This window comes from Planomonospora sp. ID82291 (assembly GCF_015711645.1).
Taxonomy (GTDB): domain Bacteria; phylum Actinomycetota; class Actinomycetes; order Streptosporangiales; family Streptosporangiaceae; genus Planomonospora.
Genome location: NZ_JABTEX010000002.1, coordinates 1,693,667 through 1,713,791 on the forward strand (window position 1 = coordinate 1,693,667; position 20,125 = coordinate 1,713,791).

19 protein-coding genes and 1 riboswitch are annotated in these 20,125 nt (G+C 74.3%); of the genes, 14 read left to right on the forward strand and 5 right to left on the reverse strand.

Annotated elements, in window-relative coordinates; genetic code table 11:
- Positions 1-58: 58 nt before the first annotated feature.
- A complete protein-coding gene (locus tag HS045_RS18525; RefSeq protein ID WP_196452560.1) occupies positions 59-1,087 on the forward strand; it encodes an ABC transporter substrate-binding protein in 1,029 nt (342 codons plus the stop codon).
- A gap of 47 nt (positions 1,088-1,134) precedes the next feature.
- Here the strand turns inward: HS045_RS18525 and HS045_RS35895 are convergent, their stop codons facing one another.
- Entirely contained in the window at positions 1,135-3,546 is a 2,412-nt protein-coding gene (locus HS045_RS35895; protein ID WP_196452561.1) for a helicase-associated domain-containing protein, read from the reverse strand.
- A gap of 368 nt (positions 3,547-3,914) precedes the next feature.
- On the reverse strand, positions 3,915-4,448 hold the full coding sequence (locus tag HS045_RS18535; RefSeq protein WP_196452562.1) for an ATP-binding protein: 534 nt from the start codon (positions 4,446-4,448) through the stop codon (positions 3,915-3,917).
- Positions 4,449-4,625: 177 nt separating this feature from the next.
- Between HS045_RS18535 and HS045_RS18540 the strand changes: the two genes are divergently transcribed.
- The 3 genes from HS045_RS18540 (at position 4,626) to HS045_RS18550 (ending at position 6,111) form a co-directional block, all read left to right on the forward strand.
- Complete coding sequence (locus HS045_RS18540; protein ID WP_374191386.1) at positions 4,626-5,492, forward strand: helix-turn-helix domain-containing protein; 867 nt, start codon at positions 4,626-4,628, stop codon at positions 5,490-5,492.
- Positions 5,493-5,729, forward strand: a complete 237-nt coding sequence (locus HS045_RS18545) for a DUF397 domain-containing protein (RefSeq protein WP_196452563.1) — start codon at positions 5,493-5,495, stop codon at positions 5,727-5,729. It abuts the gene before it with no gap.
- Between the two features lie 124 nt (positions 5,730-5,853).
- Positions 5,854-6,111, forward strand: coding sequence for a hypothetical protein (locus HS045_RS18550; protein ID WP_230884097.1), 258 nt, complete (start codon positions 5,854-5,856; stop codon positions 6,109-6,111).
- 186 nt (positions 6,112-6,297) lie between these two features.
- Here the strand turns inward: HS045_RS18550 and HS045_RS18555 are convergent, their stop codons facing one another.
- Positions 6,298-6,891 carry a histidine phosphatase family protein gene (locus HS045_RS18555; RefSeq protein ID WP_196452565.1) on the reverse strand — a complete coding sequence of 198 codons (594 nt, stop codon included), beginning with the start codon at positions 6,889-6,891 and terminating at the stop codon, positions 6,298-6,300.
- A 139-nt stretch (positions 6,892-7,030) separates the two neighbouring features.
- Positions 7,031-7,089: riboswitch (cobalamin riboswitch) on the forward strand.
- A gap of 98 nt (positions 7,090-7,187) precedes the next feature.
- On the opposite strand from HS045_RS18555, the gene HS045_RS18560 reads away from it, so the two are divergent.
- From HS045_RS18560 to HS045_RS18590, 7 genes are all read left to right on the forward strand, one after another.
- Positions 7,188-8,141: an ABC transporter substrate-binding protein gene (locus tag HS045_RS18560; RefSeq protein ID WP_196452566.1), complete on the forward strand. Its 954-nt coding sequence runs from the start codon at positions 7,188-7,190 to the stop codon at positions 8,139-8,141.
- Between the two features lie 150 nt (positions 8,142-8,291).
- Entirely contained in the window at positions 8,292-9,257 is a 966-nt protein-coding gene (locus HS045_RS18565; protein WP_196452869.1) for an iron ABC transporter permease, read from the forward strand.
- A complete protein-coding gene (locus HS045_RS18570; protein WP_196452567.1) occupies positions 9,254-10,057 on the forward strand; it encodes an ABC transporter ATP-binding protein in 804 nt (267 codons plus the stop codon). Before HS045_RS18565 ends, HS045_RS18570 begins: the two co-directional genes overlap by 4 nt.
- Positions 10,058-10,250: 193 nt before the next feature.
- Positions 10,251-10,928: an adenosylcobinamide amidohydrolase gene (locus HS045_RS18575; protein WP_196452870.1), complete on the forward strand. Its 678-nt coding sequence runs from the start codon at positions 10,251-10,253 to the stop codon at positions 10,926-10,928.
- An 87-nt stretch (positions 10,929-11,015) separates the two neighbouring features.
- Positions 11,016-11,594: a Uma2 family endonuclease gene (locus HS045_RS18580; RefSeq protein ID WP_196452568.1), complete on the forward strand. Its 579-nt coding sequence runs from the start codon at positions 11,016-11,018 to the stop codon at positions 11,592-11,594.
- Between the two features lie 112 nt (positions 11,595-11,706).
- On the forward strand, positions 11,707-13,362 hold the full coding sequence (locus tag HS045_RS18585) for a hypothetical protein (protein WP_196452569.1): 1,656 nt from the start codon (positions 11,707-11,709) through the stop codon (positions 13,360-13,362).
- A gap of 8 nt (positions 13,363-13,370) precedes the next feature.
- Complete coding sequence (locus HS045_RS18590; RefSeq protein ID WP_307827583.1) at positions 13,371-14,891, forward strand: serine/threonine-protein kinase; 1,521 nt, start codon at positions 13,371-13,373, stop codon at positions 14,889-14,891.
- A 129-nt stretch (positions 14,892-15,020) separates the two neighbouring features.
- On the opposite strand, the gene HS045_RS18595 is transcribed toward HS045_RS18590, so the two are convergent.
- Positions 15,021-15,689, reverse strand: a complete 669-nt coding sequence (locus HS045_RS18595; protein ID WP_196452571.1) for a response regulator transcription factor — start codon at positions 15,687-15,689, stop codon at positions 15,021-15,023.
- Positions 15,690-16,206: 517 nt separating this feature from the next.
- On the opposite strand from HS045_RS18595, the gene HS045_RS18600 reads away from it, so the two are divergent.
- The 3 genes from HS045_RS18600 to gdhA all read left to right on the forward strand — a co-directional run bounded on the left by HS045_RS18600 (position 16,207) and on the right by gdhA (position 18,949).
- A complete protein-coding gene (locus HS045_RS18600; RefSeq protein ID WP_196452572.1) occupies positions 16,207-16,770 on the forward strand; it encodes a hypothetical protein in 564 nt (187 codons plus the stop codon).
- On the forward strand, positions 16,754-17,338 hold the full coding sequence (locus HS045_RS18605; protein WP_196452573.1) for an OmpA family protein: 585 nt from the start codon (positions 16,754-16,756) through the stop codon (positions 17,336-17,338). The genes HS045_RS18600 and HS045_RS18605 overlap by 17 nt, the downstream gene beginning before the upstream one ends.
- Positions 17,339-17,605: 267 nt before the next feature.
- Positions 17,606-18,949 carry an NADP-specific glutamate dehydrogenase gene (gdhA, locus tag HS045_RS18610; protein WP_196452574.1) on the forward strand — a complete coding sequence of 448 codons (1,344 nt, stop codon included), beginning with the start codon at positions 17,606-17,608 and terminating at the stop codon, positions 18,947-18,949.
- Positions 18,950-19,017: 68 nt separating this feature from the next.
- On the opposite strand, the gene HS045_RS18615 is transcribed toward gdhA, so the two are convergent.
- Positions 19,018-19,998, reverse strand: a complete 981-nt coding sequence (locus HS045_RS18615) for a phosphotransferase (protein ID WP_196452575.1) — start codon at positions 19,996-19,998, stop codon at positions 19,018-19,020.
- Between the last annotated feature and the right edge of the window lie 127 nt (positions 19,999-20,125).

The following is a 20,125-nucleotide window of genomic DNA, read 5'->3' on the forward strand; positions in this document are numbered from 1 at the left end:
GGCAAGGCTAATCTCAACCGGAAGTAATAAGGTGAGCCTATCCTTTGGAGAGGGAAAAATGTCCCTGCCTGTCCTGTCCCGGCGAGGCGTCCTGGCCGTCGGCCTCGGTGCAGCCCTGTTCGCCCTCGCCGCCTGCGGAGGCCAGGCGGAGACCACGGCCCCCGCCGCGGGCGCCGCCTCCCCCGCCGCGACGGAGGCCGGTCCGTGGACCTTCACCGACGACCGCGGCAAGAAGATCGAAGCGCCCAGGCGCCCGACCCGGATCGTCGCCCAGGTGGGCGCCGCCGCCGCGCTCTGGGACTTCGGCGTCCGGCCCATCGCGGTCTTCGGCCCGCACAAGCTGAAGGACGGCAGCAAGGACCCCCAGGTCGGCCCGGTCGACATCACCAAGGTCGAGTCGCTCGGCAACGTCTGGGACGAGTTCAACGTCGAGAAGTACATCTCGCTCCAGCCCGAACTGCTCGTCAGCGGCATGTACACCTCCGACAAGGACACGCTCTGGTACGTCCCGGAGAAGTCCGCCGCCACCATCGAGCAGGCCGCCCCCACGCTCGGCGTGCGGCTGGTCGGCAAGACCCTGCCCGAGGTGATCGGCCGGTACGGCGAGGTGGCCGCCGCGCTCGGCGCCGACCTGAACGCCCCCGACGTGACGGCGGCCAAGGCGAAGTTCGAGGCGGCGGGCGCGGCGCTGCCCACGCCCGAGGCGAAGAAGCTGAAGATCATGGTCATGGCGGGCGGCCCCGACTCGCTGTGGATCGCCAACCCCGCCGACCACGTGGACGTGCGCCACTTCAAGGAGCTGGGCCTGGACGTCGTCGTGCCGGAGAAGGTCGACGAGACGGGCTTCTGGCAGACGCTGAGCTGGGAGAACGCCGACACCTACGCGGCGGACGTGATCCTCGTCGACTCCCGCACCCAGTCGATGAAGGTCGAGGAGATGATGAAGAAGCCGACCTTCGCCGAGCTGCCCGCGGTCAAGGCCGGCCAGGTCTACCCGTGGCGCGCCGAGGAGCGCTACAGCTACCAGGGCTACGCGTCGGTGCTGGAGGAGCTCGCCGCGAACCTCGCCAAGGCGAAGGAGCTCTGACGCCGAACCCCGCCAGGGCGAAGGAGCTCTGACGCCGGCCGGGGCGCCTACGCGTAGGAGCCCCGGACCTCGATGATGTCGGACAGCGGGAACTCCAGGTAGTCCCCGGCCTCCTCGCACCACGCGTCGAGCACGCCGCTGCGCAGCTCGCCGTGGCTGATGGTGGCGGTCAGCCCGTCGGCCAGCGTGATCGCCGCCCGTACGCCCCGGTCCACCACGAAGCCGAGCAGGGACTGCTGGGCGGTCGGCAGCCGGGAGGCCATGCGGCCGATGACCGCCCAGGTGCGGCCCGGCGGCTGACCGCCCTCGCCGCCGGTGGCCAGCAGCCGCCGGGCGTGCTCCCGGGGGTCGGGCGCGGGTTCCGTCAGCGGGGGGACCTGCTGTTCCAGCTCGGCCACCTGCCCGCCGGGCAGCAGGATCAGCCGGCCGCCGTCCCGCGGCTCCTCGATCCGGGTCCGGCGCACGGTGATCTCCCCGGTGTCCTCGACCGGCACCGGGGCGTAGCCGTTCTCGCGCAGCGCGGCCAGGGTCCGTTCGGCCGGCGCCGCGCTGGCCAGCACGGTGGGCGCGAGCAGGCGCAGGCCGAGCCGGGACAGCCGCCGGTGGGCGGCGATCTCGGCCAGCAGCGCCGGGTCGGCGGCCTGCACGATGCACGCCACCGTGGTCACGGTGACCTCCCCGTGCCGCCTGGCCACGTCGCGCACGAGGTAGTCCAGGGGCTGCGGGACCACCCCCACCTCGGCGAGGTCGGCCAGCAGGCCGTCGGCGGTGTGGCCGGCGTCCAGCGCGCCGCGCACGCTCGCCGGGGTGAACCGCCAGACCGAGGCCGTGCCGCGCGACTCGCGCTCGGCGGCCCGGTCCAGCAGCGCCGCCAGCTCCGTCGAGGGCGGCCCGGTCACCACCGCCGTCAGGTCCGCACCGAACAGGGCGCTGCGCCGCACGCTGGCCATGGCGCGGGTGGAGCACTCCACCAACCCCGGATCGTGCTCCACGGCCGGGCGGAACCCGTCTCCCTCGTCGCCCGCGTCGGCGTCCAGCACGGCCAGCGCGCGGCCCAGGTCGGTGACGGCGTCGTGGGCGGCGTCGCGGACGGTGAGCCCGAGCAACCGGGCCTCCTCCAGCACCGCCGGGGCGCACTCGGCCAGCAGCGCCGGGTCCAGGAGCGGGGCGTGCCAGTGGACGAGGCGGACCAGGCCGCCGGTGTCGGCGCAGGCCGTACTCGCCGGGAGGCGGGCCAGCACGCCGAGCACCGCCCGGCGGATCCGGGCCACCGCGGCCCCGGCGGGGTCGTCGCCGAGCACCGTGCCGTACTTGCCGCGGGTCCGGCGCAGCGACGAGCGCTCCATCCGCCACCACGCCGCCAGCAGCACCCGGAGCCGGGCCGGGGCGTCGTCCAGCCGCCAGCGGTCGAACCGGTCGGTGGGCACCAGCCCGCCGGCCGGCTCGTCCCAGGCCAGCAGGCGGGCCACCGCGCACACCTCCAGCAGCAGCCGGGTCTCGTCCTCGTCGCAGCCGGTCTCCCTGGCCACCCGGCGGACCTCCCGCACGCCGACCCCGCCGGCCTTGAGCAGCGGCAGCGGGGCCTTGGCGGTGTTCTCCAGCATCGCGGCGCAGCGTTCGACCACGTGCGGGGCCGCCAGGGTCATCAGGTGGTCGACGGTCTCGGGATCGACCGGCAGCGTGGCGAGGTCGGGGGGCTCGGGGGTGAAGGGCGGCCGGTAGTCGGGACCGCGCAGCGCGAGCGCCACCTCCCGGGGCATCTCGGCCACGTTCCAGCTGGTCCGGAAGAGCAGGCCGTGGTCGGCGGCCCACTTCTCCGGCGAGCCGGGCACCACGAACCGGCCGCCGTCGACGTCGCGGACCGGCCCGTCCCAGGCGAAGCCCTCCAGCAGCCGGGCGGCGCCCTCCGGCGCGCGGGCGAGGAGGGCGGTGACCCGCCCGGCGTCGGACAGCACCCCGGCGATGGCGGCGGCCGTGCGCCGCTTGGAACCGGAGGGCAGGCCGAGCGAGCGCGCCAGCGAGCGCAGGGCGTCCGCGCTGACCGTCCAGGAGTCGAGGTAGTGGGCGAGCGGCTCGCCGAGCCCGCAGGGGGCCGTCCACCAGCGGGCGAGCGCGCCGACGATCCGGATCCGGCCCTCGCCGTCCGGCCAGGCCAGGGCGTGGTCGGCCAGCAGGTCGAGCCAGGGGGCCGGGGCCTCCTCGGGCACCCGCAGGAAGCGGGCCAGCTCCGCGGCGTCGACCCGGTCGCCGAGGGCCAGGGCGGCCTCCACGACCTCCAGCGCGGGCAGCGGCAGGGTGCGCAGCGCCTCCATCACGGCGAAGCCGTTGCCCAGCCGCTGGGCCAGCGTGCCCAGGCGGCGCGGCCACGGAGGAGCGATGGCGTCCGGCCGGTTGGCCAGGATCCGGGCGAGCCGCTCCTCGTCGAGGGTTTTCAACCAGCCGAGCAGGTGATCGTCCATCTCGCAGCTCTCTTATGGAATCGTGCGTGGGGGACTCTCCGGGAGCCGTCGGGGAGGGCGGGAGGCCGCTCCCGTCAGGGAGTGCAGGAGGCACCAACGGTAATGCAGAGGGCATTCCCGTAGGGGCTGCACCACGCAGAATGCGACAAGCTTGGCCGAACGAACGCGGTGCGGCGGGGCGGGGGAGGGGCCGGTCCCGGGGCCGGCGGCGGGGGAAGCGCCGGGCCCGGGACCGGCGGGCGCCAGGTGAGGGGAAGAGGCGGCGCCTTTTCCGGGGAAGGCTTCGGGGCGTCCGGCGGGACGCGGTGCGGGGACGGGCGGGGGCAGGGGTCGTCGGGGGCCGGGGTCGTGCGGGCCGTCCGGAGCCGTCAGGCCCGCAGGACCGCCCAGACGATTTTGCCGTACGGAGCGAGCGGTGCCCAGCCCCAGCGGACGCTCAGTGACTCGACGATGTGCAGCCCCAGCCCGCCGACGTCGAGCGGGGAGGGGTCGCGGAGGGTGGGGGACCCGGCGCCCGGGTCGTTGAGCGCGCACACGACCATGCGGTCCCGGCGGATCAGTGAGAGCCGGACCGGTTCCCTGGTGCGGTCCGCGGCCAGCCGGAGGCCGTGCCTGATGGCGTTGGTGGCCAGCTCGGAGACGACGATCCCCATGTTCTCGCCGAGGTCCTCCAGCCGCCAGCCGGAGAGCGTCCCGGCGGCGAAGCACCGCGCGGCGTGCACGGACTCGGGGTGCGGGGGCAGCACGAAGGTGGCGTCGGCCGCCGGAGGCGCGGACGGCGACGGGGGAGCCGTCAGGAGGTCGCGCGCCGGATCGGGCCACCAGCCGACGGGGGGCCACCAGTCGAGCGCCGTCCAGGCGGGGCGCGGAGGCGCGATGTGGGCGGACTGCACGCAGATCATGATGGCCTGAACTCCCGTGCATGTGCAAGAGCGGATGCACGTGCACCAGGTGATTGCAACCGCTACGGTTACCCCTGTTTCGGTAGTCCGGAAGGAAAGGGGATCTTGTCTGCGGCCGGGGACTCCCGGGCCGCGAAGTGACACACTGTCGATCAGGAAGCGAGCAAGGAGCACCACGTGTCCATCGATCCGCCGGGTACCGGTTCCACTGTTCGGCGCATCATGCTCGGCGCGAGCCTGCGCCGGCTGCGGGAGGAGAAGGGGCTCACCCGCGAGGTGGCGGGATTCCACATCCGCGCCTCCGAGTCCAAGATCAGCCGCATGGAGCTGGGGCGCGTCGGATTCAAGACGCGCGACGTGGAGGACCTGCTCACCCTGTACGGCGTGCTCGACAACGCGGAGCGGCGCGGCCTGCTGGAGATGGTCCGCGAGGCGAACACCCCCGGATGGTGGCACAAGTACGGCGACCTGCTGCCGAACTGGTTCGCCACCTACGTGGGGCTGGAGGAGGCGGCGAACGTGATCCGCACCTACGAGGTGCAGTTCGTTCCCGGGCTCCTGCAGACGTCGGCCTACGCGCGCACCGTGATCCGGCTGGGCTACCCGGACGTTCCGGACGCCGAGATCGAGCGCCGCGTGCACATGCGCATGCAGCGGCAGGAGCGCCTGACGAAGAAGGACGGGCCCCGGCTGTGGGCCGTCATCGACGAGGCGGCGCTGAAACGGCCGATCGGAGGCCGGGAGGTCATGGGCGAGCAGCTCCGGCACCTGCTGGAGGTGGCCACGCTCCCCACCATCACCATCCAGGTGATGCCCTTCCGGTTCGGCATGCACGCGGCCGAGGGCGGCGCGTTCAGCATCCTGCGATTCCCCCAGTCCGACCTGTCGGACGTCGTCTATGTCGAGCAGCTCTGGGGTGCCCTCTACCTGGACAAACGTGAGGACGTCGACCCCTACCTCACGGCCATGGAGCAGCTGTGCGTGGAGAGCACCACGCCCGGGGGCACCGCCGAGATCCTCGGCGACCTTCTCAGAGAGATGTAAATGGAGCAGACCTACAACGGCATGCCGGCCACGGACCTGGCCGGGGCGCGCTGGCGGAAGAGCCGCCACAGCAACTCGACGGGCAACTGCGTCGAGCTCGCCGAACTGCCGGACGGCAGCGTCGCGGTCCGCAACTCCCGGTTCCCCGACGGTCCCGCCCTGATCTACACCCGCGACGAGATCCGCGCGCTGGTGCTCGGCGTCAAGGACGGAGAGTTCGACGGCCTGCTGGTGTAACGCCGTTTTTACCTCCGGGCGCGCGGGTTAACCTGCGCGCGCCGGTGGTGTAACACCGGGAGCCGGGCGCCTGGGCAGAGTTCGAGCCACACTGAACCTTGGGGGCTCGAACATGATCGACCAGATGACCCTGTACCCCGTGGCCGACGACGTGCTGTTCGCACCGGGCGGCCGCGTCGTGATCCGCACCTACGGCGTCGCCCCGGCGGCCGAGCGGGACGGCGCGCGCACCCCGGTGGCCTACCGCACCTGGGTCACCGGAGTGCGCGACCAGCCGCGCTTCTGGCACTGGGGTCACTTCGAGGACGCCTGCCACGGCCACCGGAAGGTCGTGGAGTGGCTGACCGGCCGCGGTCCGCTGCCCGCCGCCGCGGCGGCCTGAGCGGCGCGCCGTACGGCGGGCGTCCTGCCGGCCGGACCGTTACGGCGGGCGTCCCGCCGGCCGGACCGGTGGTGCCCGGCCGGATCCGGGGGCGGCGGCCCGCGACGGGGCGCCGGATCCGGGGGCGGCGGCCCGCGACGGGGCGCCGGATCCGGGGGCGGCGGCCCGCGACGGGGCGCGCCCCGGTCAGGCGGAGGGCCCGACCGGGGCGTTCCAGGTGAGGACCACCGGCCGGCCGTGCTCGAAGCCGAGACGGGAGTAGGTGCCGGTGTCCAGGCGCAGGAAGCGGCCCTCCGCGGGGTCCTGGTCGAGCCAGCGGGCGGCCAGGATCCGCAGGTAGTGGCCGTGGGCGACCAGCACCACGGCGCCCTCGGCCCGCCGGGCGCGGGCGATGACCCGGTCGGCGCGGGCGCCGACCTGGGCGATGCTCTCACCCGGGTGCGCGGCGTCGCCGGGGATCACCCCGTCGCGCCACAGGTACCAGTCGGGGCGGGTCTCGCGGACCGACACGGTGGTGACGCCCTCGTAGCCGCCGTAGTCCCACTCCCACATGTCCGGGTCGGTCTCGTAGCGCTCCAGCCCGGCGAGCTCGGCCGTCCGCCGCGCCCGCAGGGCCGGGCTGACCAGCACCAGGCCGAAGCCCCCGCCGGCGACCAGCGGGGCGAGCGCCCGCGCCTGCTCCTCGCCCCTGGCGGTGAGGGGGATGTCGGTGCGCCCGGTGTGCCGCCTGTCCCGGCTCCACTCGGTCTCGCCGTGCCGCAGCAGAATCATCTCGTCCATGATGGGATCCATCATGCCGGTACGGCCCGCGCCCGCCCGCCGCCGCCCCGCCGCCGCGCCCGGGGCGGGCGCGCACCCCGCGGCGCGGGATCGTGTGGGGGGATTGATACCGTTCGTCCGACGCGCAGTGTGGAGCGAAGTCCGGTGCGAGTCCGGCGCTGTCCCGCAACTGTCATGGCCCCACGGGGCCGAGCCAGGTCGCCTCCCGCCGCGCCGACGCCGTCGACCCCCGTGGAAAGGGGTGATCCGTCGCAGTTCTCGCGGGTCCTCGTTTCCCGCAAGTGAAAGGACCCCCCGTGAGGCCCGTACGTACCGCCTTGGCGGGCGCCCTGCTGAGCGCACTGGCCCTGGCCGGCTGCGGCCAGAGCCCGGCCGCGCCCGCCGCCGGCGCCTCCCCGGCGGAGTCCGCCCCCGCCCCCTCCGCGAAGGCCTTCCCCGCCACGATCGAGGCGGGCAACGGCTCCGTCACCGTCACCGCCCGGCCCGAGCGGATCGTCTCCCTGTCGCCCACCGCGACCGAGACCCTGTTCGCCGTCGGCGCCGGTCCCCAGGTGGTCGCGGTGGACGACCAGTCCACCCACCCGGCCGAGGCGCCCAAGACCGATCTGTCCGGCTTCAAGCCGAACGCCGAGGCGATCGTCGCGCAGAAGCCCGACCTGGTCGTGCTCGCCACCGACACCGACGGCATCGTCGCCAAGCTGGGCAAGGTCGGCGTCCCGGTGCTGCTGGAGCCCGCCGCCGCCACGCTCGACGAGGCCTACGACCAGATCACCGACCTCGGCGCGGCCACCGGCAACGCGGCCGGGGCCGAGAAGGTCGTGGCCGGGATGAAGAAGAGGATCGACGAGGTCGTGGCCGCGGCCCCCAAGGACAAGAAGCTCACCTATTACCACGAGCTGGACACCACGCCCTACTCGGTGACCTCCACCACCTTCGTCGGCCAGGTCTACGCCCTGTTCGGTCTGACCAACATCGCCGACAAGGCCCCCGACCTGGCCGGCGGCTACCCCAAGCTCTCGGCGGAGTTCGTCGCCCAGGCCGACCCCGACCTGATCTTCCTCGCCGACACCAAGTGCTGCGGCCAGTCCGCCGCGACCCTGGCCAAGCGGCCCGGCTGGGCCGGGCTCTCCGCCGTCACCGGCGACCGGGTCGTCGCCCTCGACGACGACGTCGCCTCCCGCTGGGGCCCGCGCGTCGCCGACCTCGTCCAGCGGGTCGGCGAGGCCGTGAGCAAGGCCGCGTCCGAGTAGGTGACCGGCCCCTCCCGCCTGGACCCCGGCTCCTTGCGTCCGGGTCTCAGCCCCTCCGGCACGAGGTCCGGTCTCTCCCGCCGGGGTCCCGGCCCCTCCCGCCTGAGGCCCGGCGCGCTCGCCCTCGCGCTCGGCGCCCTGCTCGCGAGCATGGTCGCCGGGCTGCTGGCCGGGGCCGCGGACATCGCCCCCGGCGGGATCGCGCTGCAACTGCTCGACTGGCTGCCGCTCGTCTCCGCCGACTCCGGCCTGACCCCCGTCGAACGGAACCTGCTGCTGGAGCTGCGGCTGCCCCGGGTCCTGCTCGGGGCGCTCGTCGGCGGCCTGCTCGCCGTCGCCGGGGCCGCTTACCAGGGCGCATTCCGCAACCCGCTCGCCGACCCCTACCTGCTGGGCGCCGCCGCGGGCGCCGGGCTCACCACCACCGCGGCGATCGTGTTCCTGAAGGGGGACGGTGACGCCCTCGTCATCCCGGTCGCGGCCTTCACCGGGGCCGTCGGCGGCGTCCTGCTCGCCTACGCCCTGGGCAACGTCGCCGGCCGGGGCGGCGGGACCGCCACCCTGGTGCTGGCCGGGGTCGCCGTCTCGTCCTTCCTGACCGCCGTCCAGACGTTCGTCCAGCAGATCGGCGTCGACGAGCTGGAGCGCATCTACGCCTGGATCCTCGGCGACGTCGGCGGCGGCTGGGAGCGGATCACCCTGGTCGTCCCCTACGCCGCGGTCTCGGTGGGGGTCCTGCTGCTGCACGGGCGGCTGCTCGACGTGCTCTCGGTCGGCGACGACGAGGCCGCCGGCCTCGGCCTGCACGCCGCCCGGGTACGGCTCGCCGTCCTGCTCGCCGCCTCCCTGGCCACCGCCGCGGCCGTCGCGGTCAGCGGGCTGATCGGCTTCGTCGGCATCGTCGTCCCGCACGTCGTCCGCCGCCTGGCCGGAGGGTCCTACCGGATCGTGCTCCCGCTCTCCCTGCTCGGCGGCGGGGCCTTCCTCGTCCTGGCCGACGTGCTCGCCCGGACCGTCCTGGCCCCGGCGGAACTGCCCATCGGCGTGGTCACCGCCTTCGTCGGCGCGCCGTTCTTCGTCGCCGTGCTGCGCATGACCCGGCAGGTGGGCACATGAGCCGGATCCTGGCCCGCGACCTGGAGGTGGCCCTCGACGGCAGGACCGTGCTGTCCGGCGTCGGCCTGGCGGTGGGCCGCGGCGGCTGGCTCGCCGTGATCGGCGCCAACGGCGCGGGCAAGTCCACCCTGCTCAAGGCCCTGGCCGGGGTGCTGCCCTGCTCGGGCGAGGTGCTCGTCGACGACGTCCCCCTCCGGCGGCTCAAGCCCCGGGAGCGGGCCCGGCTGATCGCCTACGCCCCCCAGTCCCCGGTCCTCCCCGCCGACATGACCGTGTTCGACTACGCCCTGCTGGGCCGCACGCCGTACATCCCCCACCTGGGCCGGGAGAGCCGCGCCGACCGGGAGGCGACGGCGTCGGTGCTGGAGCGGCTCGGCCTGGAGCCGTTCGCCTCCCGGCGGCTCGGCCGGCTGTCCGGCGGCGAGCGCCAGCGGGTGGTGCTGGCCAGGGCGCTGGTCCAGCAGGCGCCGGTCCTGCTGCTCGACGAGCCCACCACCGCCCTCGACCTGGGCCGCCAGCAGCAGGTCCTGGAACTGGTGGACCGGCTCCGGCGGGCCGACGGGCTGACCGTGGTCACGACCCTGCACGACCTGGGCGTGGCCGGGCAGTACGCCGACACGATGACGCTGCTCTCCCACGGTAGGGTGGCGGCCTCGGGAGCCCCCGCGGACGTGCTCACCGAGAAGCTGATCGACGAGCACTTCGGCGCCCGCGTCCGGATCGAGACCGGTCCCGGCGGCAGGCCCGGAGTCCACCTGGAGCGCCCCCATGACATCGAGCCCCCCGCTTCCGGGCCGTGAACCGGTCCTGCCCGCGCCGCGGTCTCCGCGACCGGGCGACGCCGGACCCGCAGAGGGCGGCGCCGGACCGGGAGGCGTCGGACCGGGGGGCGTCGGACCGGGGGGCGTCGGACCGGGGGGCGTCGGACCGGGGGGCGTCGGACCGGGCGGTGCGGGGCCGGGCGTCGGACCGCTGGCTCCGGGACGGGGCCGCCTGGCGCGGGGGTCCTTCGAACTGAGCCGCCGCCGCGAGGACGGGGTCCTGCTGGCCTCCCTGCTGTGGCGGCCCGGCCCCGGCTGGCGGGCGATCTCCTCGGCCATGGTCGGCGGCGGCATCGGGCCGGTCGAGTGGGTGCTGAACGCCCAGGTGCCCGGCGGCTACGCGCGCATGGACCCGGTGGACCACCTGCGGGAGATGGCCCCGCCCGGCCCCGGCGTCGGCATGCTCACCGCCGCCGCGGTGGACCGCTTCACCCGGGCCGCCGACGGAGGAGCGGAGGCCGTGGCCACGGTGGGCCTGCGCATCCCCACCTGGGCCGCCGCCCCCGAGGGGGTCCCCGACCCCGAGCTCGCCCCCCCGCACCGGCCGGGGACGATCAACATCCTCGTCGCCGTCCCGGTCCCGGTGAGCGACGCCGCCCTGGTCAACCTGGTCATGACGGTGACCGAGGCCAAGACCCAGGCCCTCATCGAGGAGGGCTTCGGCTGCACCGGCACCGCCTCCGACGCGGTCTGCGTCGCCGTACCCGAGACCGGGCCGGGCGGCGACGGTCCCGGGGAGCCGTTCGGCGGCCCCCGCTCCGTCTGGGGCGCCCGCGCCGCCCGCGCCGTGCACCGGGCCGTACGGCGGGGCGCCCGCGACTGGGCGGGGCGTGACGGGACGCGTACATGAAGTGAGGAAATTCCGGGAAGTAGCATGTCGGCGCAGGCGGGACTCTCCATACGCGGACGGGTGACGATGATGGCAACGACGGAGCCGGTGACGGAGCCGAAGGGCGAGCGGACGGTTCTCCAGGGAAGGCCGCCGTTCACGGTCGACGACCTGCTGCAGTTCCCCGACGACGGGAACCGCTACGAGCTCTTCAACGGGAGTCTGCTGGTGAGTCCCTCACCCATTCCTCTGCACCAGCGTGTGATCGCACGCCTTCTGCGGATCCTGGAGGACGCCGCACCGCTGGAATTCGAGCCGCTGCCGGAGGTCAACCTCCGGGTGGGGCCCCGCGACTTCTTCATTCCCGACCTCGTCGTGGTGCCGGCGGAGGCCGCTGACAATACGGAGCTGATGTTCCGGCCGGAGGACGTCCTGCTGGCGGTCGAGGTGGTCAGTCCCAGCACCCAGGGCAGGGACCGGCAGCTGAAGCGGTCCGCCTACGCGGACGCGGGCATCCCCGTCTACTGGCGGATCGAGCTCGACGAGGGGCCGTCCCTGCACGTCCACGAGCTCGCGGGCGACGAGTACAAGCCCGCCGAGAAGCACGAGGCGGGGGAGACCGCCGCCCTGGTCGCCCCGTTCGAGGTCTCCTTCGACCCCGCCGCACTGCTCCGCCGCCGCGGCTGACCGGCGGGGCGGGCCGCGGATCGTTTCCCGATCGATCCGCCGCCGGCGCAGCGCTCTATTGACTTCCGGCGATAGGTTGCCACCCTGGTCCTATCCCCTTAATGGAGTGGTGATGCGGCGGCTCGGAACGGCACTGGCACTCCTCGGCGGCCTGGCGCTCGCGGTCGCCGCGATGCCCGCCGCCCTGGCGCACGAACACCCCAGCGGGATCACCGATCTGGTGACCCCCGCGGTGGTGCGCGTCGAGGCGACGGCGAAGGCGGACATCACCCTGCTCGACCACCTCGGCGAGCTGGTCCACGTCGAGCGGAGCTACGAGGTGCCGATCGGCAGCGGCACCGGGACCGTGGTCAACCCCGAGGGCGCGGTCGTCACCCTGACCCGCGTGGTGAAGACCGACAAGGACATCGCGGTGTACGCCGCCAACCGGATCTTCGCCGAGCACCACAAGGTGAAGATCCCCGGCGATTTCGAGCGGCACAAGCTCTCCGACGACAAGCTCGACCACCACCTGCAGGAGTGCTACCCGCCGAAGAGCGCCACGGCGACCTGCATCGTCGACGTCACCACCGAGATCCGGATCTTCCCCAACATCGCCCCCGCCGACGCCGAGGGGTTCCGGGCCGAGGTCGCCCGCGCCGGGGACGAACCCGACGGCCCGGCGGTGCTGGTGCCGACCGGGCGCGCCGACGGCGGGGCGGGACTGCCCACCGCGCCGCTGGCCGCCAAGGTGCCCGACAAGGAGGGCTCACCGGTCGCGGTCGCCGGGTTCACCGGGCGGCCCGCGGCGGACCGGCCGGAGACCGTGGAGATCGCGCACCTGCAGGCCGGCGGCGGCGGAGGGTCCGGGGACGGCGGCCGGCGGTTCAAGGACCCGGAGGGCAAGGCCGACGAACCGGTGAAGCTGGGCGCCCTCGTCGACAAGGGGCTGCTCGGCGGCCCGGTGATCGAGGACAAGAAGGGCGAGGTCGTCGGACTGCTCGTGGGCGGCGGCAAGGAGGCCCGGATGATCGGCGTCCGGGAGATCGCCACGGCGCTGGCCGAGGCGAAGGTGCCGGCCCGGCGCGGCCCGATCGACGCGGCGTTCGAGCAGGCGCTGACCCGCTTCCACACCAGGTACTACGGCGACGCCGTCCCGGCCTTCCAGCGCGTCCTGGAGCTGTATCCCGGCCACGTCGTGGCCGCCGCGCACCTGAAGACCTCGCAGGCCAAGCGCGGCACCGCCGAGGACGAGGGCACGAAGCGGGCCGCCGCCGGCGAGCGCGCGGGCACGGGCGCGGGGATGCCGCTCTGGCCGTTCGTGGCCGGCGGCGCCGTGCTGGTGGCCGCGGTGGCGGCCGGGGCGCTGCTGCTGTGGCGGCGCGGGGCCGCGCAGGCCCCGGACCCGGCGGAGGCCGGGACCGTCGAGACGGGCGCGCCGGTCCCCGAGCCGCCCATCGCCATCCCGCGCAGGCCCCCGGTCGACGAGGGGGCCAACCCCACGGTCGTGGTCGGGCGGTCCTTCCCGGCCCTGCCGAAGATCGTTCCCGGGGACGCGCCCACCGGGTCCGGCGGGCCGTCCACCGGTTCCGGCGGGCCCGTGCTGGTCGCCCGCGGCCCCGGACGGCCGGACGGGACCGCGCCGAACGGCGGTGACACCGGCCCGGGGACGGCGGGAACCGGGACGAACCCGGGCGCGGCCGTCCAGAAGTACTGCACCGCCTGCGGGATGCGGCTGGGCCACGCCCACCGGTTCTGCGGCTTCTGCGGCCACCCGGCCGAGGCGTGACGGCGCCGGTGAACGAGAGAGCGCTCATCGGCCAGGAGGTGGCCGGCTACCACGTCGAGGACGTCATCGGCAAGGGCGGCATGGCCGTGGTCTACCTCGCGGTGGACTCGCGGCTCAACCGCCGGGTCGCCCTGAAGGTCCTCAACCCGCTGCTCGGCGAGGACGACCGGTTCCGCCAGCGCTTCATCCTGGAGTCGCGGACGGTCGCCAGCATCGACCACCCCAACATCATCCCGATCTACGAGGCGGACGCCGCCGCCGACGGCACCCTCTACATCGCGATGCGCTACGTCGACGGCCCCGACCTGCGCCGCCTGTTCTACGACCGGGGGCCGCTCCCGGTCAGCCAGGTCAACCGGATCTTCGCACAGGTCGCCGCCGCGCTGGACACCTCGCACGCGCACGACCTGATCCACCGCGACGTCAAACCCGCCAACATCCTGGTCGCCGGGCACACCGAGGGCGAGCACGTCTACCTCACCGACTTCGGCATCACCAAGCACCGCACCTCCATCTCCGGGCTGACCCAGACCGACCAGTTCATCGGCACCCCCCGCTACATGTCGCCCGAGCAGATCAACAAGGAGACCATCGACGGGCGGTGCGACCAGTACGGCCTGGCCTGCGTGGTCTACGAGGCGCTGGCGGGGCGGCTGCCGTTCCAGCGCGACAACGAGATCGCGCTGCTCTGGGCGCACCTGGCCGAGCCGCCGACGCCGCTGTCCACGCTCCGGCCCGAGCTGCCGCCGGAGGTCGACGGGGTGATGGCGCGGGCGCTGGCCAAGGCCCCGGAGCAGCGCTACGACAGCTGCACCGCGTTCGTCACCGCGCTGCGCGACGCGATCAGCGGCCAGTCCTACCAGCTGCAGCAGACCCGGCCGGCCGCCAGGCGGCAGGGGAGACCGCGCGCCCGCTCCGGCGGACGGCGCATCCTCCTGGGGGCCGGGGCGGCGATCGCCGTGATCATCGCGCTGGTCGCGGCGCTCGCCGTGCTCCTGCGGGGCGAGGACGCGTGGGCCGCCTACCGGGGCTCGGCCGCGGTGCCGGTCGCGTTCGAGCACCCGGCCGACTGGACGACGATCCAGCACGCGGACGTGTTCGCGGTCTCCGCCCCCCGGGCCGAGGAGTTCCGGACCCTGTTCAGCACCCCGGTCACCGCCGACTGGGCGGCCGTCAACGAGATCATCAAGACCGAGCCGGAAGAGGCCACCGGCGTCTACGCGCAGACGCTGGACACGCTCGACCCGCGCGGCGGCGCCCAGCAGCTCCAGGAGACGCTGCAGTCCTCGCTGCCCGGCACGGTGAGCGTCTTCTCCGAGGTGGTGCAGGTCCGGGTCGGCGGGCGGCCCGCCGTACGGCTGGAGGGATCGATCGCCGACCCGCAGCAGGGCGGCCGGCTCGACTTCGTCGGGTACGCCGTGGAACGGCCGGACGAGCCCGCCCTGATGATCTACTTCTGCGCGGCGGGCCGCTGCGATGACACGCTGGCGGGCCGGCTCGTGCGGAGCGTGACCTTCCCCGAGTCGTGAGGACGGCCGGAGCCGTGCGGCCGGGAGGCGGCGGGGGACCGCGCGGCGGGGGCGGGGGACCGCGCCGGCCGGGAGGCGGAGAGCGGTCCGGGCCGCCGGCCGCATACCCGACATCACGGGACAGAACGGCTAGCCGACCGCCGCGCCCGGCCGCACCACCCCGGACTCGTAGGCGAACACCACCGCCTGGGCGCGGTCGCGCAGGTGCAGCTTCATGAGCACCCGCGCCACGTGCGTCTTGACCGTGGCCTCGCCGACGAAGAGCTCCCGGGCGATCTCGGCGTTGGTCAGGCCGCGGGCCAGGAACCGCAGCACCTCCAGCTCCCGCGGGGTCAGCTCGCCGAGCCGGGGCGGGGGCGCGGGCTCGTGGCGGCCGGCGAAGGAGGCGATGACCCGCGTGGTCACCGCCGGGTCCAGCAGGGCGTCGCCGCCCACCACGACGCGGACGGCCTCCACGAGCTGCTCGGGCGGGGAGACCTTGAGCAGGAAGCCGCTGGTCCCCGCCCGCAGCGCGGCGTAGAGGTTCTCGTCGGTGTCGAAGGTGGTGAGCATGACGACCCGGGGCGGGTCGGGCTGGTCGAGCAGCCGCCGGGTGGCGGTGAGGCCGTCCATGCGGGGCATGGAGATGTCCATCAGGACGACGTCCGGCCGGGTGCGGCGGGCCACCGCGACGGCCTCCAGGCCGTCGGCGGCCTCTCCGACGACCTCCATGCCCGGCTCGCTCTCCACCACGAGCTTCAGGCCCGCGCGGACCATCGCCTGGTCGTCGGCGATCACGATGCGGATGACGTCGCTCATGCGGATACCTCCTCAGGAGAGCGGGAGCGGTGCGCGGACCCGGAGTCCTCCCAGGAGCCGGCCCGGCGCCCTCCGGCTTCCGGCGCCGGAGGGAGGCGTCGGGGAGAAGGGAGGAGGAGTGCCATGCCGGGAGACTAAACCTTCACGTCGCTATTGCATATAGGACAAAACACCCACCCAACTGGCTTGCAAGTGGGCTACAAGTGCCTCCCGGAACCTCAGACGCCCGCGCCCGCCCTACCGCGATCGGTGTAGTACCGGGTCTCCGGAACGCGCGCGGAAATCAATCCGGGGGTGTACGACTTCGCCCGCGTCGTCGCCTACCGTCATACGGACCGACCGCCGGCCCCGGTCCGCCGGACCCCGCAGCGGGCGGCCGAGGCGGGCCCGCGGGGACGACGACCGCTCCCGCGCGGTCGTTCCCGCCGGAGGCCCGCGCGCCGGGGAGACGCGAACCGGTGACGCCCCTCCGCGCTCCGGGCCGTCCGCGGCGGGCTGAGACGACGGGATGAGGACCATGAGAGCGAAGAGCGCGGTCACCGCGGCGGCACTGGCCCTGACGGTCGCGGGGTGCGGGTTCGGACCGGACCCCGCGGACGTCCCGAAGGAGCGGGTGGAACTCGCCTCCTCCGCCGGGAACGCCCCCGCGGAGGAGGCGACCGCGCCGCCGGACAAGGTCCTGGCCGCGCGGGAGAGCAGCCTCGACCAGCACCGCTTCCGGGTGGAGGTCGTGCAGTTCGCCCGCCGCGACCGGTTCGTGAACCTCACCTTCACGGCCACCGTGACGGAAGGCGACTCGGCGCTGGGCTGGCAGGTGAACAACGCCTTCTCGGCGGTGCCCAAGCAGAACGCCGACGTCGACGGCGTGTTCCTGATCGACGTGAAGAACGCCAAGAAGCACCTCGTCGCCCAGGACAGCGCGGGCGGCTGCGTCTGCAGCAGGATCACCGGGTCCCTGTTCCTCAAGAAGGGCGACGGCGCGGTGTTCTCGGCCACCTTCGCCGCCCCGCCGGCCGACGTGACCTCCATGGATGTGCACATCCCCAACGTCGGGACGCTGGCCGATGTACCGCTCGGCTAGCGCGCTGGCCGTGGCCGCGGTCCTGCTCACCCCCGCGCCGGGCCCGCCCACGCCGCTCCCCGTGCAGGCGGGCCCCCCGGTCACCGCGCCCGTCCTCGACCTGGACGCCCCGTCGTCGGACGTCCGGGGCGAGACGCTGGACATCAGCCAGCGCATCGCCACCTCCGACGGGTCCGTCACGGACGAGACCAGCGGCACGGAACGCAAGATCGTCGTCGCGGCCGACGTGCTGTTCGCCTTCGACCGGGCGACCCTGACCGCCAAGGCCGAGAAGCGCCTGGCGCAGGTCGCCGAGCGGCTCGCCGCCGAGGCGGCCGGCGAGCGGGTGCGCATCGACGGCCACACCGACGCCAAGGGCGACGACGCCTACAACCTCGCCCTCTCGCTCCGGCGGGCGCAGGCCGTGCGGCGGGTCCTGGAGCGGCTGCTGCGCGGCCGGGGCGTCACCTTCGCCGTCGAGGGCCACGGCGCCGCCGACCCCGTCGCGCCCAACGTCGCCCCCGACGGCGGGGACAACCCGGAGGGCCGCGCCAGGAACCGCCGGGTGGAGATCGGCTTTCCGAAGTGAGGTCCGCGGCGGGAGGCCCGCCACGCCCCCGCGCGGCTCCCCGCTGCCGCTGAAGATAGAGGTTTCCTTACCCGTTCCGGGTGCTTGACCTGGTGCTCCGTGCTGGACGATGGTCCCGGCCATTCCTTCCGTCCGCCGCCCGGGGTCCGGAACCCCGCCCCGGCGGACGGGTCGCGCATGGCTTCCAGGGCCGGTAAACGGCGTGTTACGGGCTTCTCATAAGGTCTAGACCAAAGCTGTGAGATCCGACGATCGGGAAGACAAGTCATGTTGCACGAGAAACTGGCGTCCATCTACGACAGCGTCCTGCGCCGGAACCCCGGCGAGACCGAGTTCCACCAGGCCGTCCGGGAAGTGCTGGAGAGCATCGGGCCGGTCCTCGGGAAGCATCCCGAGTACGCCGAGTCGAAGATCATCGAACGGATCTGCGAGCCCGAGCGGCAGATCATCTTCCGGGTGCCGTGGGAGGACGACCAGGGCGAGGTGCACATCAACCGGGGCTTCCGGGTCGAGTTCAACAGCGCGCTGGGCCCGTACAAGGGCGGCCTGCGCTTCCACCCCTCGGTCTACCTCGGCATCGTGAAGTTCCTCGGCTTCGAGCAGATCTTCAAGAACAGCCTCACCGGCCTGCCCATCGGCGGCGGCAAGGGCGGCTCGGACTTCGACCCCAAGGGCCGCTCCCAGCGCGAGATCATGCGCTTCTGCCAGAGCTTCATGACCGAGCTCTACCGCCACATCGGCGAGTACACCGACGTGCCCGCCGGCGACATCGGCGTCGGCGGGCGCGAGGTCGGCTACCTGTTCGGCCAGTACAAGCGCATCACCAACCGCTACGAGTCCGGCGTGATCACCGGCAAGGGGCTCAGCTACGGCGGCGCCCAGGTCCGCACCGAGGCCACCGGGTACGGCTGCGCGTTCTTCGTCGAGGAGATGCTCAAGGCCCGCGGCACGTCCTTCGACGGCAAGCGCGTGGTGGTCTCCGGCTCCGGCAACGTCGCGATCTACACCACCGAGAAGGTCCGGCAGCTCGGCGGAACGGTCATCGCCTGCTCCGACTCCTCCGGCTACGTCGTCGACGAGAAGGGCATCGACCTCGACCTGCTCAAGCAGGTCAAGGAGGTCGAGCGGCTGCGCGTGGACGTCTACGCCAAGCGCCGCGGCGGCGACGCCGTCTTCGTGGCGGGGCGGAGCATCTGGGAGGTGCCGTGCGACGTGGCGATGCCGTCCGCCACCCAGAACGAGCTCACCGGCCGCGACGCCGAGACACTGGTGCGGGGCGGCTGCATCGCGGTCGGCGAGGGCGCCAACATGCCCACCATGCCGGAGGGCATCCGGGTCTTCCGGGAGGCCGGCGTGTCCTTCGGGCCGGGCAAGGCCGCCAACGCGGGCGGCGTGGCCACCAGCGCGCTGGAGATGCAGCAGAACGCCAGCCGCGACTCGTGGACCTTCGAGTTCTCCGAGCGCCGCCTCCAGGAGATCATGCGCGACATCCACGGCCGCTGCCTGCAGACCGCCGACGAGTACGGCATGCCGGGCGACTACGTGGCCGGGGCCAACATCGACGGCTTCAAGCGGGTCGCCGACGCCATGCTCTCGCTCGGCCTGATCTGACCCCCTGCGGTCCGGCGGGTGACGGCGCGCCGGACCGGTCCGGTGGGCGACGAGTACGGGCGCCCGGGTCAGCGGGCGACGGCGCGGCGGAGGCCGGCGAGGGAGGCGGCCAGCAGCCGGGCGCGGCCGGTGGACGCGGCGTAGTCGGCGAGCACCGCGCACAGGCACACCGCCAGCACGCGCGCCGCCAGCTCGCGCCCGGGACCGACCGGACGGCCGTAGGCCGTGAGCAGGGCCGTACGGGCGGCCCCGTCGAAACCGGCGTAGGCCAGGGAGAGGTCGACCGCCGGATCGGCCCGGCACAGGTCGCCCCAGTCGATGACGCCGGTCGCCCGCCCGTCCTCGCCCACCAGCAGGTGCCGCAGGTGCAGGTCGCCGTGGGAGACGACGGCGGGGCCGGGCGGCGGGCCCGCCCGCTCGCCCTCGGCGAGGAGCCGGTCCACGGCCGGGTCCGGGCTCCACACGCCGCGCCGTACCAGCCGGTCCAGCCGCTCCCGGGACATGGACGCCCGGACCGCCGGATCGGCCCGGCGCATCGGGTCGACGGGCAGGCCGCCGCCCACCTCGGCGGCCAGCTCCGGATCGTGCAGGGCGCGCAGGAACGCGCCGAGGCCGGCGGCGGCCCGCACCCGCCCGTCCGCGGAGAGGTCGACCTCGGCCAGCTCCCGGCCGGGGATCAGCTCCGCGCCCCAGAACGGCCACGGGTAGGCGCCGGACGGCCGCCCGACCCGGACCGGCACCGGCAGGGCCAGCGGCAGCCGCGCCGCCAGGGCGGGCAGCGTCGCGATCTCCCGCTGGACGCCGGGCAGCGCGACGGCCCGGCGGGGGAACCGGAACGCCCAGCGCTCGCCGACGAGGTGGACGGTGTTGTCCCAGCCGGTGGCCAGCAGCCGGACCGGCGCCCCGCGCAGGTCGGGGAACTGCCGTCCCACCAGCGCCGCCGCGTCGGCCTCCTGGACGTCCTGCTCGGCCGCCCACTCCGGCGCCGCCGTCCTCCCCGCCGGGCCGTCACTCGTCTCGGGCGCGTTCGCCGGATCACCGTCGGTCACGGCCGCCACGTTACCGCCGCCGGCCCGGCTCGTCGCCTCCGTTCATCGCATTCTCCTATCGCGGTACGGGTGCACGGGGCACCGCGATAGGGGCGAAGGCGGTGACGGCCCTTCCGCTTCCGGAGGC

Coding starts and splice junctions, on each gene's coding strand:
- HS045_RS18525 (WP_196452560.1), top strand. CDS start 59: ATGTCCCTGCCTGTCCTGTCCCGGCGAGGCGTCCTGGCCGTCGGCCTC.
- HS045_RS18545 (WP_196452563.1), top strand. CDS start 5,493: ATGGAGCAGACCTACAACGGCATGCCGGCCACGGACCTGGCCGGGGCG.
- gdhA (WP_196452574.1), top strand. CDS start 17,606: ATGTTGCACGAGAAACTGGCGTCCATCTACGACAGCGTCCTGCGCCGG.
- HS045_RS35895 (WP_196452561.1), bottom strand. CDS start 3,546: ATGGACGATCACCTGCTCGGCTGGTTGAAAACCCTCGACGAGGAGCGG.
- HS045_RS18535 (WP_196452562.1), bottom strand. CDS start 4,448: ATGATCTGCGTGCAGTCCGCCCACATCGCGCCTCCGCGCCCCGCCTGG.
- HS045_RS18585 (WP_196452569.1), top strand. CDS start 11,707: ATGCGGCGGCTCGGAACGGCACTGGCACTCCTCGGCGGCCTGGCGCTC.
- HS045_RS18595 (WP_196452571.1), bottom strand. CDS start 15,689: ATGAGCGACGTCATCCGCATCGTGATCGCCGACGACCAGGCGATGGTC.
- HS045_RS18605 (WP_196452573.1), top strand. CDS start 16,754: ATGTACCGCTCGGCTAGCGCGCTGGCCGTGGCCGCGGTCCTGCTCACC.
- HS045_RS18570 (WP_196452567.1), top strand. CDS start 9,254: ATGAGCCGGATCCTGGCCCGCGACCTGGAGGTGGCCCTCGACGGCAGG.
- HS045_RS18600 (WP_196452572.1), top strand. CDS start 16,207: ATGAGAGCGAAGAGCGCGGTCACCGCGGCGGCACTGGCCCTGACGGTC.
- HS045_RS18555 (WP_196452565.1), bottom strand. CDS start 6,891: ATGGACGAGATGATTCTGCTGCGGCACGGCGAGACCGAGTGGAGCCGG.
- HS045_RS18565 (WP_196452869.1), top strand. CDS start 8,292: ATGGTCGCCGGGCTGCTGGCCGGGGCCGCGGACATCGCCCCCGGCGGG.
- HS045_RS18550 (WP_230884097.1), top strand. CDS start 5,854: ATGACCCTGTACCCCGTGGCCGACGACGTGCTGTTCGCACCGGGCGGC.